The sequence below is a fragment of the Modestobacter altitudinis genome (assembly GCF_005930475.1).
Lineage (GTDB): Bacteria > Actinomycetota > Actinomycetes > Mycobacteriales > Geodermatophilaceae > Modestobacter > Modestobacter altitudinis.
On sequence record NZ_SJEW01000011.1, the window covers coordinates 49,034 to 64,061 of the forward strand.

Sequence of the window (15,028 nt, forward strand, 5' to 3'; positions counted from 1 at the left end):
GGCCGCGGCGGGCGCACAGCTCCGGCGGCTAGGGTCCTCGCTGTGCTGCTGATCGTGTGGATCGTCGTCGCCGTGCTCGCGCTGGGCGTGCTCGGCGCCCTCGCCTACAGCCTGCTGGGTGCGGCCGGGCGGCTCGGCCGTGAGCTGCGCGGCCTCACCGACGACGTGCAGCCGCTGCTCGTCGAGGCCCAGGCGGCCGCGGCGAGGGCCGCCGCCCAGCGAGCGGAGGGCCGGTCGGCGACCGCCGACTGAAACGCCCAGCTCCGGGGCGTCCACCGCCCGTGCACGGCCTGATCACAGCACCGCTGCGGCGTAGAGTCGGCGGCACGCCCACGTCTCGGAGGACCCCATGAACCTCGGCCCCGCGGAGATCGGCCTGATCATCCTGGCCATCCTGCTGCTGTTCGGCTACAAGAAGCTGCCGGACGCCTCGCGGTCGCTCGGTCGATCGCTGCGGATCTTCAAGGGCGAGATGAAGGGCATGAAGGACGACGACGTCCGCGCCAAGGACCACGCCCGCACCACGCCGGTCACCGGCACGGTCGTCACCCCGAGCCCTGACCCGACCGTCGCACCGTCCGCGGTGGACTACGAGGCCGAGGCCCGCGCCATGGAGATCCGGGCCGCCGAGGCCCGGGCGCGCGCCGAGCAGGCCCGCGCGTCGTCGGCCGTGACCGACACCTCGCACTGACCCGTCTGCCGAGCGCCCGCCCGTGACCATGGCCTCGCGTCCGCGGGACCGCCGGCCGAGGCGTCCCGAGCGGGACGATGCGGCGACGATGACCCTGGTCGGTCACCTGCGCGAGCTGCGCAACCGGGTGGGCATCGCGCTGCTGTTCGTGCTGGTCGGCACCGCGGTCGCCTTCTGGTGGTACGAGCACGGGCTGGGCGACTTCATCCGGGCGCCGTACTGCGACCTGCCCGACGACCTGCGTTACAACGAGGCCGACGGCACCTGCGGGCTGCTGGTCACCGACGTGTTCGGCGGTGCGCTGATCCGGCTGAAGATCGCCTTCATCGCCGGTGTCGTGCTCTCCGCCCCGTTCTGGCTGTACCAGCTGTGGGCGTTCATCACCCCCGGGCTCAAGCGCTCCGAGAAGCGCTACGGCCTCTCCTTCGTCGCCGTCTCCTCGCTGCTGTTCGCCCTCGGCGCCGCCCTGGCCTACCTCTCGCTGTCCGCGGGCCTGCGGCTGCTGCTGGGCCTGGCCGGCGACGGCGTGGTGGTGGCACTGACCGCGCAGGACTACATCGGTTTCGTCATCTCGCTGCTGCTGGCCTTCGGGGTCAGCTTCGAGCTGCCGCTGATCGCGGTCGTGCTGAACCTGGTGGGGGTGCTCAGCTACGCGGTGCTGTCCAAGGCCCGGCGCTGGATCTACTTCCTCACCATCGTCTTCGCCGCCTTCATCACCCCCACTCAGGACCCGTTCACCATGCTGCTGATGGCCGGGCCGATGTGCGTGCTGTTCGAGCTCGCCATCCAGGTCGCCCGGGTCGTGGACAAGCGGCGGGCCAAGCGGGAGGCGGCGCTGGGGCTGCAGGGCCTGGACGACGACGAGGCCTCACCCCTGGATGCTGCCCCCAGCCCGCTGGACACCCGGCCGAGCGCGCTGGACGAGCCGGCGCAGACCCAGCGCTGAGCGGCGTCCCGTGCCCCAGCCGGAGGTCGCCGTCCTGGTCAACGCCCAGGCCGGCCGGGGCCGCGGCGCCCGCGCCACCGCCGCGGTCGTCGCGGCGCTGACCGCCGCCGGGGTGCGCCCCCGGCTGCTGACCGGCACCGACCGGGACGACGCGGAACGGCAGGCCGCCGCCGCCGTGGCCGACGGCGTTCCCGCGGTGGCGGCCCTCGGTGGGGACGGCGCCGCGCACGCCGCGCTGCAGGCCGTCGCGGGCACCGGGACGCCGCTGGGCCTGCTCCCGGCCGGCAGCGGCAACGACCTGGCGCTGGCCCTCGGGGTGCCCGCCGACCCGGCAGCGGCGGCCCGCGCCCTGGCCGAGGACCTGCACAGCGGTGCCGTGCGGCGGGTGGACGCCGCGCGCACCGGCGACCGCTGGTGGGCCACCGTGCTGTGCTGCGGCTTCGACTCCGCCGTCACCGACCGGGCCGACCGGCTGCGCTGGCCGCGCGGTCCCCGCCGCTACGACGTCGCCATCCTGGCCGAGCTGGCGCGGCTGCGGCCACGGGAGGTGGAGCTCACCGTCGACGGCGTCGGGCGCCCGTGGGAGGTGACGCTGGTGGCCGTCGGCAACACCCCCTGGTACGGCGGTGGGTTGAAGATCGCCCCCGGCGCCGACCCGGGCGACGGCCTGCTCGAGGTCGTCGTCGTCGGCCCGGTGAGCCGGCGGGAGCTGGTGCGCACCCGGCCGCGGCTGGCCGCCGGCACCCACGTCGACCACCCCGCGGTGACGGTGCTGCGAGGCCGGGAGGTGGTCCTGCACGGTGCCGGGCTGACCACGTACGCCGACGGGGAGCCGGTGTCCCCGCTGCCCGCGGTGTCGGTCTGCGTGCCCGGCGCCCTGACCGTCGTCGGGACCGACCGCCGCTGAGGGCCATGTTGGCCAACATGGCCCTCCCGGGCGCTCTGGACGGCGTCCGAGCCGGACCGCCGGAGCGCGCATACGGTGGGGGCATGTCCAGCCCGGCTGAGCGGTACGCGGCTGCCCGCCGGCGTACCGCACACCCCACCCTCTCGGACTTCACCGCCGAGCTCGGCTTCTCCCTCGACCCGTTCCAGGTCGAGGCGTGCGAGGCCCTCGAGCAGGGGTCCGGGGTCCTGGTCTGCGCCCCGACCGGCGCGGGCAAGACCGTGGTCGGTGAGTTCGCCGTGCACAAGGCCCTGCAGGAGGGGCGCAAGGCGTTCTACACGACACCGATCAAGGCGCTGTCCAACCAGAAGTACAGCGACCTCTGCGACCGCTACGGCACCGCCCAGGTCGGCCTGCTCACCGGGGACAACGCGATCAACGGCGACGCGCCGGTGGTGGTGATGACCACCGAGGTGCTGCGCAACATGCTCTACGCCGACGCCCCGGCGCTGACCGACCTCGGCTACGTCGTCATGGACGAGGTGCACTACCTGGCCGACCGGTTCCGCGGTGCGGTGTGGGAGGAGGTGATCATCCACCTCCCGCAGCACGTCCGGCTGGTGTCGCTGTCGGCCACGGTCAGCAACGCCGAGGAGTTCGCCGACTGGCTGGTCACCGTCCGCGGTGACACGAAGGTCGTGGTCAGCGAGGTCCGGCCGATCCCGCTGTGGCAGCACATGCTGGTGGGAGGGAGGGTGTTCGACCTGTTCGCGCTGCGCCCCGCCGCGCACGCGGGGGAGTGGGACCCGACCCCGCGCGGGCTGTCCACCCGTGAGCGTGGCCGAGCGGTGGTCGACCCCGAGCTCGTCCGCTACGTGCACGAGCAGGAACGGCGACACGACTCCTGGCACGGCGGCGGGGGCGCCGGCATCCGCGGGGGTGGCAACCGGCCCCGGTACCGGCCGCCGTCCCGGCCCGAGGTCATCGAACGGCTGGACCGGGCCGGGCTGCTGCCGGCGATCACCTTCGTGTTCAGCCGCAACGGCTGCGACACCGCCGTCCACCAGTGCCTGGCCTCGGGGATGCGGCTCACCGACGAGGTCGAGCGGTCGGCGATCGCCGAGGTGATCGACCGGCGCACCGGGTCGCTGCCGGAGGAGGACCTGCACGTCCTGGGCTTCTGGGAGTGGCGGGAGGGGCTGCTCGCCGGCTTCGCCGCGCACCACGCCGGTCTCGTCCCGGCGTTCAAGGAGACGGTCGAGGAGTGCTTCGTCCGCGGCCTGGTCAAGGCGGTGTTCGCCACCGAGACCCTGGCGCTGGGCATCAACATGCCCGCCCGCACCGTCGTCCTGGAGCGGCTGGTCAAGTGGAACGGCGAGGCGCACGCCGACGTGACGCCGGGGGAGTACACCCAGCTCACCGGGCGGGCCGGGCGCCGCGGCATCGACATCGAGGGGCACGCGGTCGTCGTCTGGGGGCCGGGGGTCGACCCGGCCGTCGTCGCCGGGCTCGCCAGCACCCGGACCTACCCGCTGCGGTCGTCGTTCCGGCCCAGCTACAACATGGCGGTCAACCTGGTCGGCGCGTTCGGCCGGGACCGCGCCCGGGAACTGCTGGCCTTCTCCTTCGCGCAGTTCCAGGCCGACCGGTCGGTCGTCGGGCTGGCCCGGTCCGCGGCCCGGCACGAGGAGGACGCCGCCCGGCTGGCGAAGGAGATGAACGACGGGCTGAGCGCCGCGGTCCTCGACGTCGCCGGCTACGCCCGGTTGCGGATGGAGATCTCCGAGCGGGAGAAGGAGCTGTCCCGGGACTCCCAGGCGCGGCGCCGGGCCGACGCCGCGGAGTCGCTGGGGGCGCTGCGGGCCGGTGACGTCATCCGGGTGCCCAGCGGCCGGCGGCAGGGGCTGGCCGTCGTCCTGGACCCGGGGGTCACCGAGATCACCGAGCCCCGGCCGCTGGTGCTCACCGAGGACAAGTGGGCGGGCCGGCTCGCCTCGGTGGACTTCCCCTCCCCGGTGACCGCGCTGGCCCGGGTGCGGGTGCCGAAGAACTTCAACCACCGCAGCCCGCACGCCCGGCGGGACCTCGCCGCGACGCTGCGCACCGCCCGGGTGGAGAACGACCTCGGGGCGCGGCGCACCAAGGGTCGCTCGGCGGCCGCCGACGACCCGGTGCTCGCCGACCTCCGGCACGCGCTGCGCGCCCACCCGGTGCACGCGCTGGGCGACCGGGAGGAGCGGGTGCGCGCGGCCGACCGGTGGCTGCGCGAGGTGCGCGACGCCGAACGGCTGCAGCGGCAGATGGCCGACCGCACCGGGTCGCTGACCCGCCAGTTCGACCGCACCTGCGACGTCCTGCAGGAGCTGGGCTACCTGGTGCCGGCCGCGGTGCTGCCCGTCGAGGTCCCCGAGGACGGCGTGCCGCCGGAGGAGTCGCCGGTGGTCACCGACGCCGGCCGCCGGCTGAGCCGGATCTGGTCGGAGACCGACCTGCTCACCGCCGAGTGCGCCCGGGCCGGCGTCTTCCGCGGGCTGAACGCCGCGGAGCTGGCCGGCTGCGTCTCGGCGCTGGTCTTCGAGGCCCGCCGGGAGGGACCGGCGACGCCGTCCGTCCCGGCCGGCAAGGTCGCCGCTGCCCTCGCCGAGATGCGCCGGGTGCAGCTCCGGCTGGCCGACGTGGAGCGGGAGCACGAGGTGCCGGTGACCCGGGAGCTCGACCTGGGCTTCGTCTGGGCGGCCTACCGGTGGGCCGACGGGCAGACCCTGGACCGGGTGCTGGCCGGTGCGGAGCAGGCGGGCACCGAGCTGTCCGGCGGGGACTTCGTGCGCTGGGCGCGGCAGCTGATCGACCTGCTCGACCAGCTGGCCAAGGTCGCCGACGAACCGTTGGCCGGCACCGCCCGGGCCGCGGTGGGCCGGGTGCGCCGCGGCGTGGTGGCGGTGGCGGTCAGCGGCTGACCGCCCAGGGGCCGGCCGTGGCGCCCCCGGTCGCACGGGGACCATGGGACACAATCGCCGGACCCGTGCCCGGGGAACCGGCACCGCACCGAGGAGCGATGATGAGCCAGCCGCCGCAGGGCGAGGACCCACAGCAGGACGGCCGGGCCCAGCCCGGCTGGGGGCCGCCGTCCGGGCAGTACGGCGGCGGGTACGGCCAGCAGGGCGGGCAGGGGCAGCCGGGTGGCCACGGCGGCCAGTACGGGCAGCCCGGTCAGGGCGGCTGGGGGCCGCCGAGCCAGTACGGCGCGCCCGGGCAGTACGGCGCCCCGGCCGGCTACGGCCAGCCCGGCCAGTACGGCAGCCCGCACGGCCAGCCCTACGGACCCCCGGCGCAGTACGGGCAGCCCGGCCAGTACGGCGCCCCGCCCGGCTGGGGGCAGCCCTACGGCCAGTACGGCGGCTGGGAGCAGCCGCCACCACCGGCTCGTCGCGGACGTCGGTTCGGCCTGCTCTTCGGGCTGCTGGTCCTCGCCCTGCTCATCGGGCTGGCCTTCACCCTGCCGGCGCGGCTGGCCGGCACCCGGCTGGACCCCGAGGCGGTGCAGCGGGACGTCGCCGCGCAGTACGAGCAGCGCGAGGGCGTGGCCCTGGAGCTGTCCTGCGACCAGACGATGACCGTCGAGGACGGCCGGACCTACGAGTGCGACGGGACGACCGCCGACGGCGACCCGGTCACCATCACCCTCACCCTCAGCGGCACCGACGGGGACTACACCTGGTCCGACAGCTGACCCCGGTCAGCGGTCGGACCAGCCCAGCGCCGCGCCCAGCCGGCGCACCGAGGACTCCAGCCCGTGCGCCTGGGCCAGCGCGTCGAGGGCGTCCGGGTCGGCCGGGCGGCGTGGCAGGGCGCCGTCCACCGGCGGCAGGTCGATGGTGGTGACCACGGCGACGACCTCCGGGGCGGCGTCCAGGTAGGCGTCGGCCGCGTGCAGCTTCTTCAGCAGCGCCGCGGTCAGCGGCGGCTTCGGGACGACGGTGCGGGCGACCGCGTCCCGGATGCCGGCCAGCGAGCCGAACTCGTTGATCAACGTGGCCGCGGTCTTCTCCCCGACGCCGGTCACCCCGGGCAGCCCGTCGCTGGGGTCACCGCGCAGCACCGCGAAGTCGGCGTAGGCGCGGCCGGGGATGCCGTACCTGGCGGCCACCGCGGCCTCGTCGACGAACTCCAGGTCGTTGATGCCCCGGTTGGTGTACAGCACCCGGACGCCGCGGTCGTCGTCGACCAGCTGGAACAGGTCCCGGTCACCGGTGACGACGTCGACCGGCCCGCGGGCCCGGGTGGCGAGCGTGCCGATCACGTCGTCGGCCTCGTACCCCGGCGCCCCCACCCGGGTCAGGCCGGCGGCGGCCAGCACCTCGACCAGCACCGGCACCTGCGGGCCGAGCTCGTCGGGGACCTCCTCGCCGCCGGCCTCGGCGACCCGGTGGGCCTTGTAGCTGGGCAGCGCGGCCACCCGGAAGGCCGGCCGCCAGTCGTCGTCCCAGCAGGCGACGAGCCGGTCGGGGGAGTGGGCCACGACCAGCCGCGAGGTCATGTCCAGGAAGCCGCGGACGGCGTTGACAGGCCGGCCGTCGGGGCTGGTGACGCTGGTGGGCACGCCGAAGAAGGCACGGAAGTACAGGCTCGCGGCGTCCAGCAGCATGGTCGTCACGGCCAGACCGTAACGGGCCGGCATCGACGCAGCGGAGCCCTCCGCGCCGCTGGATAGTCTGCGCGGGTGGCCGCCGCTCCTGCTCCCTCCCCGCTGGTGTCCGTCGACCGGGTGCATGCCGCGCGTGCGGTCGCCGACGAGCTCGGCGTCGACGTCGTGGTCGTCACCCCCGGGTCGGACCTGCGTTACCTCTGCGGGTACGCCGCGCACGCCATGGAGCGGCTGACCGCCCTGGCCGTGCCGCGCCGCGGTGAGCCGCTGCTGGTGGTGCCCCGCCTGGAGGCGCCGATGGTGGAGGCCTCCCCGGCCGGAGCGCTCGGGCTGGAGCTGCTGGCCTGGGACGAGACCGACGACCCGTTCGCCCTGCTGGCCTCGGCGCTGCGGGCCCGGCTGGGCAGCGCGCCGGCCCGGGTGGCGGTCGGCAACCGGACCTGGGCCGAGCACGCGCTGGGCATCCAGCGGGCGCTGCCGGGCTCGGTGCTGGAGCTGGCCGCGCCGGTGGTCGATCGGCTGCGGATGGTCAAGACGCCGAACGAGGTCGAGGAGCTCGCCCGCGCCGCCGCGGCGATCGACCGGGTGCACGCCCGGATGGGGGAGTGGCTGCGGGTCGGGCGCACCGAGGCCGAGGTCGGGGCCGACATCGCGGCCGCCATCCTCGCCGAGGGGCACGTGGCGGTGGACTTCACGATCGTCGGCTCGGGTCCCAACGGCGCCAGCCCGCACCACGAGCTCTCCGACCGGGTGATCCAGGCCGGGGACATGGTGGTCGTCGACATCGGTGGGGAGACCGCCACCGGCTACCGGTCGGACTGCACCCGCACCTACATCGTCGGGGGCGTGGCCGCCCGGGGCCTGCTCCAGTGGTACGGGGTGCTGCAGCAGGCGCAGGCCGCGGCCACGGCGGCGGTGCGCCCCGGGGTCACCTGCGCGCAGGTCGACGCGGCGGCCCGGCAGGTGATCACCGACGCCGGGTGGGGTGGGCAGTTCATCCACCGGACCGGGCACGGCATCGGCCTGGACACCCACGAGGCGCCCTACGTCGTCGAGGGCAACGACCTGCCGCTCGAGCCGGGGATGGCCTTCTCGGTCGAACCCGGCATCTACCTGGCGGGCCGCTACGGCGCCCGCATCGAGGACATCGTGGTCTGCACCGACGACGGCGTCCGGACTCTGAACAGGGGCACCCGTGAGCTCGTCGAACTCCCCGGCTGACCCGGCGGCCGGCGGCGCGACCCCGCCGGCGGCCGACGTCGACCGCGCCCTGCTCAGCGCCCTGGCCCGGGACGGCCGGGCGAGCTTCACCGACCTGGCCGAGCGCGTGGGCCTGTCGGTCTCCGCGGTGCACCAGCGGGTGCGCCGGCTGGAGCAGCGCGGCCTGATCACCGGGTACGCGGCGCAACTGGACGCCAAGGCCCTGGGGCTGCCGCTGACCGCCTTCGTGTCGATCACCCCGATCGACGTGGCACAGCCCGACGACGCACCGGCCCGGCTGGCGCGGCTGCCGGCGATCGAGGCCTGCCACTCCGTCGCCGGCATGGAGAGCTACATCCTCAAGGTCCGCGTCGCCTCACCGGACGCGCTCGAGGCGCTGCTGCAGGAGATCCGGGCCGTCGCCAACGTCACCACCCGGACCACCGTCGTCCTCTCCACCTTCTACGAGGACCGCCCACCGGTCTGAGCCGCGCACGCGTGGCTGGACACGACGTCGAACATGTGTTCGGATCGGGTCATGCGATGGGACGCGCAACGGCTCGACTTCGCCGAGCCCGAGACGCTGCCCGGCCTGCCCACCGTCCGGGGGCTGCTGCGCAGCGTCGAGGTGCCGGAGTTCCCGGGCCTGACGTTCCACGAGGTGCGGGCCAAGAGCGCGCTCAACGCCGTGCCGAAGGGCTCGGCCATGCCGTTCGGCCACACGATCAACACCTTCCGGGGTTGCTCCCATGCGTGTGTCTACTGCTACGCCCGCAGCACGCACGAGTGGCTGGAGCTGGACAGCGGGCAGGACTTCGACCAGCAGATCGTGGTCAAGACCAACGTGGTCGAGGTGCTGCGCCGGGAGCTGGCCCGGCCGAGCTGGAACCGCGAGCACGTCGCCCTCGGCACGAACACCGATCCCTACCAGCGGGCCGAGGGCCGGTACCGGCTGATGCCCGGGGTCATCGACGCGCTGGCCCGGTCCGGCACGCCGTTCTCGATCCTCACCAAGGGCACGCTGGCCCGCCGGGACCTGCCGCTGCTGGCCGCCGCGTCCCGCGACGTCCCGATCGGCATGGGCGTCTCGATGGCCATCTGGGACGACGACCTGCACGCCGCCCTCGAGCCCGGCGCGCCCACCCCGCGGGCCCGGCTGGACCTGGTCCGGGCGATCACCGACGCCGGGCTGCCGTGCGGGGTCTTCCTCGCCCCGGTGCTCCCGGGGCTGACCGACGGCAGGCACCACCTGGCGGCCGCGATCGGGGCGATCGCCGAGGCGGGCGCGACCGGGGTCACCGTGCTCCCGCTGCACCTGCGGCCCGGCGCCCGTGAGTGGTTCACCAGCTGGCTGGCCCGCGAGCACCCCGCTCTGGTCAGCCGCTACCAGCAGCTCTACGGCCGCGGCGCCTACGTCCCCGCCGAGTACCGCAGCTGGCTCGCCGGCCGGGTCGCGCCGCTGCTGGCCGAGCACGGGCTCGACCGGCACAGCGGCGGCACCGCCCGCGGGCTGAGCGGCTCCACCGGCGCCTCGGCCGGCTCCACCGGCGCCTCGGCCGGCTCGGACAGCGGGTTGCCCGGCGACGAGTCCGCCGGCTTCCCGGCGGGCAGCCTGCCGGTGCGGCTGCCCGGCCCGGTCGCCCCCGAGCCGGAGCAGGCGGAGCAGCTGTTCCTCTGCTGACCGACGGGCGTCAGCCGCCGCCGGCCAACCGGGCGGCCCGGCTGACGCTGCGCTTGGCGCGGACCGCGCCGCGGGGTGCCACGGGTGACGTCCCGGCGGCCAGGGCCAGTCGCCGGTAGGAGTCGTAGGACAGCGTCAGGTAGACCGTCGCCAGCTCCTCGACCGCCTCGCGCCGGCTGGGCGGCGCGGTGGCCCGCATCGCGGTGGCGGTCCGGACGGCGTGCTTGGCGAAGGTGACCTGCAGCGCCTGGGTGGACAGCTGCCCGCCGACGTGCGAGTTGACCCCCGGGCCGCGGCGCAACGCAGGCAGCACCCACGGGCTGGCCGCCAGGCTGGGGAACCGGTTGCGCGTCTCCTCCCAGGCGTGCCAGGCGGTCAGGGCTCCCGGCACCGACCACTCGCCGTCGTCGGTGGAGACCAGCAACCGCCGCGTGGTCGCGTGCACCTGGTCGCGGCGGAGCCCCCGGAACTGCCCGACGGTCCCCGGCCAGCCCAGCGCGAGGGCGCACCAGGCCACCGTGCGCAGGTGCTCGGGGGCGTCGCTGCGGACCCGGGTCAGCTCCCGCAGGTCGAGGGTGAGCGGGTCGGGCTCCGGGGTCCGCGGCTGGGCGATCTGGATCCCGCCGTAGCGCGCCACCTTGGTGTACAGCGCGACGGTGGCCGGCTTCCACTCCCGTGCCGCGGCCACCGGGTCGAGCCCGGTCTCGGCCAGGGCGTCGGGCCCCAGGTCCTGCTCGAGGGCGGCCTCGACCAGCCGGCGCCACTGCGCCTCGTACCTGCGGGGCGGGGTGATCCGCGCCCAGGCGCGTGCGGCCGGCGGAGCGGGCATGTCCGGCAGCGCACGCTGCCAGCCACTGGTCATGACCCCAGTCTAAAGCCGTTATCCCCAACATTCCCAAAGAATACTGAAGTGGCCGGGAAAGACCGCGGCACCCTCCGGGCGCCGAGGCAACGACACCAGAGGTCCTCTCCCTACATCGGCAGTCGAACCCGTGACCATGACCGCCACCGGGCCTCAGCGGTACACGTGCGGGAAGCGCGGGTACTCGGCGACCTGCGCGGGCTCATGGCCGAGCAGGAGGACGGCCTGCCGGTCCGCAGCCAGCCGGCGCAGCATGTGCGCGGACACCCGCGCGGCCGCCGGGTCCATGTGCCCGTCCCAGTTGTCCAGGTCGTAGCTGGCGGCCACGTGCACCGCGTCGCCGGACAGGATCACGGTCCCGGTCTCGGGCAGGGTGAGCACCACCGACTGGTGGCCGGGCACGTGCCCGGGTGTGGGCAGCACCTCCACGCCGGGCAACACCTCCGCCCGGCCGTCCACCAGCTCGTAGTGCAGCTCGGGCAGGTTCCAGTACTGGTTGGGAAAGGACGGGTGCCCGTCGGCGAACTCGTACTGCTCGCGCTGGACGACGATCGTGGCGCCGGGGAAGAGGAAGTTGTTGCCGGCGTGGTCGAAGTGCAGGTGCGTGTTGATGACGACGTTGACGTCGGCGGGGGTGAGACCGGCCTCGGCGAGCCGGCTGACCAGGTCGTCGGCGGGCTCCATGGCCGGGGTGATGATTTCTGCGGCCGGTGACCCGCCGAAGGTGAGGCCCGGGTTGCCGATGTGGTCCCGGCTCATCCCGGTGTCGACCAGGACCCTCCGGCCGTCGTCGAGGGTCACCAGGTAGCCGGAGACCGGCACCGGGGTCATCTCGGCGTCGTCGTGGCCCGGGGTCAGCACGGCGCCGGCGCAGATGCAGTCGCCCAGCGGGAGGATGGTCATCTCCACGTGGCCCCTCCTCTCGTGGGTCGCCGTCCGGTCGGGTCTGGGAGACCGTAGGGCCTCGGCGTCGCGCCCGCCCGGCGCGACGGGACGACCTGCCGCCGGAGGACCTCATCGACACCGTCCAGGGCCTGCGCGCCCACCTGCGCAGCACCCGTCCCAGCCTCGGCGGCTGGGCGAACCTCCGGGAGCCCCGGACCGCCCACGCGATGGCCGCCGCGGGGCTGGACTGGGTGTGCATCGACCAGCAGCACGGCTGGAACGCCGGGCACGACTGCACCGACCTCGTCGCCGCTGTGCGCGCCGCCGGGGCGCACGCCCTGGTCCGGGTCGCCTGGAACCGGCCCGAGGAGATCGGCCGGGTGCTCGACGCCGGCGCCGAGGGGGTGATCGTCCCGATGGTCGAGTCGGCGGAGGAGGCGCGGGCCGCGGTCGCCGCGGTGCGCTACGCGCCGGAGGGGCGCCGCAGCTGGGGCGCGGCCCGGACCCCGTACACGTCGGTGCCCGCCGACGCCGCCGCCGCCAACGCCTCGACCGCGTGCCTGGTGATGGTGGAGTCCCCGGCTGCGGTGGACCGCGTCCCGGAGATCGCCGCCGTGCCGGGCCTGGACGGGGTCTTCCTCGGCCCCTTCGACCTGTCCCTCGCCCTGGGCCTGCCGCTCCCGCAGCTGCTGGCCGACCGGAGCGACGGTTCGGCCCTGCTCCGCGTCGTCGCGGCGTGCGCGGAGAACGGCATCGTGGCCGCCGCCTACGGCGGCACCCCCGCCCGCGCCCAGCTGCTCGGTGAGCACGGGTTCACCGTGCTGGCCGTCGGTGCCGACGACGCGGTCTTCGCCGACGCCAGCGCTGACCTGGTGGCGCAGGCCCGGGCGATGGGCTGACGGCGGCGGCGCCGGTCGGCGGGGTTGGTTAGGGTCCCGGCATGTACACCGCACGCTGGGGCGACGTCGCCCGCCGGGACCTGTTCGGGCCGCACCCTGACCCGCGGGACCGGCCCTACCACGGTGTCATCCGGCTGGCGCTGATCATCTTCCGGCTGTTCCGCTTCCGGTTCGACGTGCGCGGCCAGGAGCACGTGCCGGCCACCGGCGGCGCGATCATCTGCAGCAACCACGTCAGCTTCTTCGACTTCACCTACCTCGGGCTGGCGGCGCTGCCCCAGCACCGGATGGTGCGGTTCATGGCCAAGGCCTCGGTGTTCTCCAACCGGTTCTCCGGCCCCTTCATGCGGGCCATGCACCACATCCCGGTCGACCGGACGGCCGGCGCCGCCGCCTTCGACTCCGCGGTCCGGGCGCTGAAGGACGGGCAGGTCGTCGGCGTCTTCCCGGAGGCGACGATCAGCACCTCGTTCACCGTCAAGGACCTCAAGGCCGGCGCGGCCCGGATGGCCGTCCAGGCCGGGGTGCCGATCCTCCCGGCCGCGGTGTGGGGCGGGCACCGGATCGCCACCAAGGCCCACGACGTCGTCCTGCGCCGCGATGTCGCGGTGACCGTGCTCATCGGTGAGCCGATCGTCCCCGAGCCGGGGGAGAAGGCGCAGGCCCTGCTCCGCCGCACCCGGGTGGCGATGGAGGCGTTGCTGGACGAGGCGCAGCGCAGCTACCCCGACCAGCCGGCCGGCGACGACGACCGCTGGTGGCTGCCGGCGCACCTGGGCGGCACCGCGCCGACCCCGGAGGTGGCCGCCGCGCGGGACAACGCCTACGCCGCCGGGCACAAGATGACCAGCACCCGCACACCGCCGCTGGTGCAGCTCAGGAAACTGCTCGCCCGCCGCCGCTGAGGCCGGCCGCGGTCCGCGGGCCGACCAGCTGCCGTTCGTAGCTGCGGTGCCACCAGGCGCCGGTGGCCCGGCGCTCGGCCCGGGTGGTGAACCGGTAGCGGTAGAGCAGCACCCGGACGGCGGCCGGGCGGGCGGACCCGAACGGCGCCGACCGGAGCAACCCCAGCGTGGCCCGGTCGGCGTCCAGCAGCTTGTCCAGGAACGTCGTCAGCCACGACCGGCCGTAGGCCGGGGAGAGCGCGACGAACCACATCAGCCAGTCCAGCCGCAGGTGGTAGGGCGCCCACTGCGGTGGGCGCCGGCGGACGTCGCCGGGCTTCCCGCGGAACTCGTACTCGCGCCAGACCGTGTCCGGGCCGGGGCGCGGGTCGTCGGTGGCCTCCACCACCAGCTCACGCCGCACCCGGGTCACCGAGCCGAAGGCGCCGTAGCTGTTGACCAGCCGCAGCGGGTCGAAGCTGGTGTTCATCCGCTGGTCGGGGGACAGCAGGTTGCGCACCGGCCCGACGCTCAGCACCGCCACCACCAACGCCAGGACGACGACGGTGCCGGTGAACCAGGTGGGTGAGGACAGCTCGTCCGGCCGGTCGACGGGCAGGACGGCGGCCAGCCAGCGCCCGTCGAGCACCGACAGGCCGAGCACCAGGGTCAGCGCGTTCAGCCAGGCGAAGTTGCCGCTGATCAGCAGGTAGCCCTGGGTGACCACCATGACGGCCGCGGCGACCCCGGCGGCCGGCTGGGGCAGCAGCAGGCCGAAGACGACGACCAGCTGGGTGACGTGGTTGGCCAGCGTCTCCACCTTGTGCAGCCGCGGGCTGAGCCGGTGGAACCACCAGCTCAGCGGGTTGGGCATCGGCTGGGTCTCGTGGTGGTAGGCCAGGCAGGTCAGGTCCCGCCAGCACCGGTCGCCGCGCAGCTTGATCAGCCCGGCACCGAACTCGAGCCGGAACAGCAGCCAGCGCAGCGCCCACATGCCCAGCGTCGGCGGGGCGACGTGCGCCGGACCGAGGAAGACGGTGAGGAACCCGGCCTCCAGCAGCAGCGTCTCCCAGCCGAAGCCGTACCAGATCTGCCCGACGTTGACGATCGACAGGTACAGCGCCCAGAGCACCAGCCAGAGGACCATCCAGCCGGCGACCGGCAGCCGGTCGGCCAGGCCGGCGAGCGCGGCGGCGGACAGCACTGCCCCGACCCAGCAGCAGCCGGTGAAGAACCGGTCCGACCAGTGCAGGTGGAACAGGCTGGGTGCCTTCCGCCACGGCACGTGCTGGACGTAGCGGGGCACCGGGGTGAGCCCGGAGGTGCCGATCAGCGCCCGGCCCTGACGCAGCGCGGCGACGAAGGCGAGCAGGTACACCAGGGCGATGCCGCGGGTGAACAGCCAGCGGCCCAGCCAGGCGCCGGGGTCGGCGAACCAGTCCACGCGGC

Annotated in this window: 15 protein-coding genes; 11 read left to right on the forward strand and 4 right to left on the reverse strand. The window is 74.9% G+C overall.

Annotation, left to right across the window (positions count from 1 at the left end):
* Positions 1–42: 42 nt before the first annotated feature.
* From FHL79_RS06445 to FHL79_RS06470, 6 genes are all read left to right on the forward strand, one after another.
* Positions 43–252, forward strand: coding sequence for a hypothetical protein (locus tag FHL79_RS06445; protein WP_138757789.1), 210 nt, complete (start codon positions 43–45; stop codon positions 250–252).
* A gap of 97 nt (positions 253–349) precedes the next feature.
* Positions 350–691, forward strand: coding sequence for a Sec-independent protein translocase subunit TatA (gene tatA, locus FHL79_RS06450; protein WP_138757790.1), 342 nt, complete (start codon positions 350–352; stop codon positions 689–691).
* An 88-nt stretch (positions 692–779) separates the two neighbouring features.
* Positions 780–1,637, forward strand: a complete 858-nt coding sequence (gene tatC, locus FHL79_RS06455) for a twin-arginine translocase subunit TatC (RefSeq protein ID WP_138757791.1) — start codon at positions 780–782, stop codon at positions 1,635–1,637.
* A 10-nt stretch (positions 1,638–1,647) separates the two neighbouring features.
* Positions 1,648–2,544, forward strand: coding sequence for a diacylglycerol kinase family protein (locus FHL79_RS06460; protein ID WP_138757792.1), 897 nt, complete (start codon positions 1,648–1,650; stop codon positions 2,542–2,544).
* 83 nt (positions 2,545–2,627) lie between these two features.
* Complete coding sequence (locus FHL79_RS06465) at positions 2,628–5,480, forward strand: DEAD/DEAH box helicase (RefSeq protein WP_138757793.1); 2,853 nt, start codon at positions 2,628–2,630, stop codon at positions 5,478–5,480.
* A 101-nt stretch (positions 5,481–5,581) separates the two neighbouring features.
* A complete protein-coding gene (locus tag FHL79_RS06470) occupies positions 5,582–6,253 on the forward strand; it encodes a DUF4333 domain-containing protein (protein WP_138757794.1) in 672 nt (223 codons plus the stop codon).
* Between the two features lie 6 nt (positions 6,254–6,259).
* Here FHL79_RS06470 and FHL79_RS06475 read toward each other — a convergent pair whose 3' ends face one another.
* Positions 6,260–7,168, reverse strand: a complete 909-nt coding sequence (locus tag FHL79_RS06475; protein WP_138757835.1) for a 5'-3' exonuclease — start codon at positions 7,166–7,168, stop codon at positions 6,260–6,262.
* 75 nt (positions 7,169–7,243) lie between these two features.
* Here FHL79_RS06475 and FHL79_RS06480 point away from each other — a divergent pair, with 75 nt between their 5' ends.
* From FHL79_RS06480 to FHL79_RS06490, 3 genes are read left to right on the forward strand one after another with little or no spacing between them, the layout of a single operon-like run.
* Positions 7,244–8,389 carry a M24 family metallopeptidase gene (locus FHL79_RS06480; RefSeq protein WP_246080436.1) on the forward strand — a complete coding sequence of 382 codons (1,146 nt, stop codon included), beginning with the start codon at positions 7,244–7,246 and terminating at the stop codon, positions 8,387–8,389.
* Positions 8,364–8,855, forward strand: a complete 492-nt coding sequence (locus FHL79_RS06485) for an Lrp/AsnC family transcriptional regulator (RefSeq protein ID WP_138757795.1) — start codon at positions 8,364–8,366, stop codon at positions 8,853–8,855. The genes FHL79_RS06480 and FHL79_RS06485 overlap by 26 nt, the downstream gene beginning before the upstream one ends.
* Positions 8,856–8,906: 51 nt before the next feature.
* Positions 8,907–10,049 (forward strand): Rv2578c family radical SAM protein, encoded by a 1,143-nt coding sequence (locus FHL79_RS06490; protein ID WP_138757796.1) that lies wholly within the window; start codon positions 8,907–8,909, stop codon positions 10,047–10,049.
* A gap of 10 nt (positions 10,050–10,059) precedes the next feature.
* Here the strand turns inward: FHL79_RS06490 and FHL79_RS06495 are convergent, their stop codons facing one another.
* Both FHL79_RS06495 and FHL79_RS06500 read right to left on the reverse strand, forming a co-directional pair.
* The gene (locus FHL79_RS06495) at positions 10,060–10,911 is read right to left on the reverse strand and encodes a hypothetical protein (protein WP_138757797.1); all 852 of its coding nucleotides are present in this window, start codon (positions 10,909–10,911) and stop codon (positions 10,060–10,062) included.
* Between the two features lie 153 nt (positions 10,912–11,064).
* Entirely contained in the window at positions 11,065–11,814 is a 750-nt protein-coding gene (locus tag FHL79_RS06500) for an N-acyl homoserine lactonase family protein (RefSeq protein WP_246080446.1), read from the reverse strand.
* A gap of 143 nt (positions 11,815–11,957) precedes the next feature.
* Here FHL79_RS06500 and FHL79_RS06505 point away from each other — a divergent pair, with 143 nt between their 5' ends.
* Together FHL79_RS06505 and FHL79_RS06510 are read left to right on the forward strand one after the other, a co-directional pair.
* Positions 11,958–12,695 carry an HpcH/HpaI aldolase family protein gene (locus FHL79_RS06505; RefSeq protein WP_281283857.1) on the forward strand — a complete coding sequence of 246 codons (738 nt, stop codon included), beginning with the start codon at positions 11,958–11,960 and terminating at the stop codon, positions 12,693–12,695.
* A gap of 41 nt (positions 12,696–12,736) precedes the next feature.
* The gene (locus FHL79_RS06510; protein WP_138757800.1) at positions 12,737–13,600 is read left to right on the forward strand and encodes a lysophospholipid acyltransferase family protein; all 864 of its coding nucleotides are present in this window, start codon (positions 12,737–12,739) and stop codon (positions 13,598–13,600) included.
* Here the strand turns inward: FHL79_RS06510 and FHL79_RS06515 are convergent.
* Positions 13,572–15,023, reverse strand: a complete 1,452-nt coding sequence (locus FHL79_RS06515; protein WP_138757801.1) for a lipase maturation factor family protein — start codon at positions 15,021–15,023, stop codon at positions 13,572–13,574. The genes FHL79_RS06510 and FHL79_RS06515 overlap by 29 nt on opposite strands.
* Positions 15,024–15,028 lie beyond the last annotated feature (5 nt).

Coding starts and splice junctions, on each gene's coding strand:
- tatA (WP_138757790.1), top strand. CDS start 350: ATGAACCTCGGCCCCGCGGAGATCGGCCTGATCATCCTGGCCATCCTG.
- tatC (WP_138757791.1), top strand. CDS start 780: ATGACCCTGGTCGGTCACCTGCGCGAGCTGCGCAACCGGGTGGGCATC.
- FHL79_RS06465 (WP_138757793.1), top strand. CDS start 2,628: ATGTCCAGCCCGGCTGAGCGGTACGCGGCTGCCCGCCGGCGTACCGCA.
- FHL79_RS06470 (WP_138757794.1), top strand. CDS start 5,582: ATGAGCCAGCCGCCGCAGGGCGAGGACCCACAGCAGGACGGCCGGGCC.
- FHL79_RS06475 (WP_138757835.1), bottom strand. CDS start 7,168: ATGCTGCTGGACGCCGCGAGCCTGTACTTCCGTGCCTTCTTCGGCGTG.
- FHL79_RS06490 (WP_138757796.1), top strand. CDS start 8,907: ATGCGATGGGACGCGCAACGGCTCGACTTCGCCGAGCCCGAGACGCTG.
- FHL79_RS06495 (WP_138757797.1), bottom strand. CDS start 10,911: ATGACCAGTGGCTGGCAGCGTGCGCTGCCGGACATGCCCGCTCCGCCG.
- FHL79_RS06500 (WP_246080446.1), bottom strand. CDS start 11,814: ATGACCATCCTCCCGCTGGGCGACTGCATCTGCGCCGGCGCCGTGCTG.
- FHL79_RS06510 (WP_138757800.1), top strand. CDS start 12,737: ATGTACACCGCACGCTGGGGCGACGTCGCCCGCCGGGACCTGTTCGGG.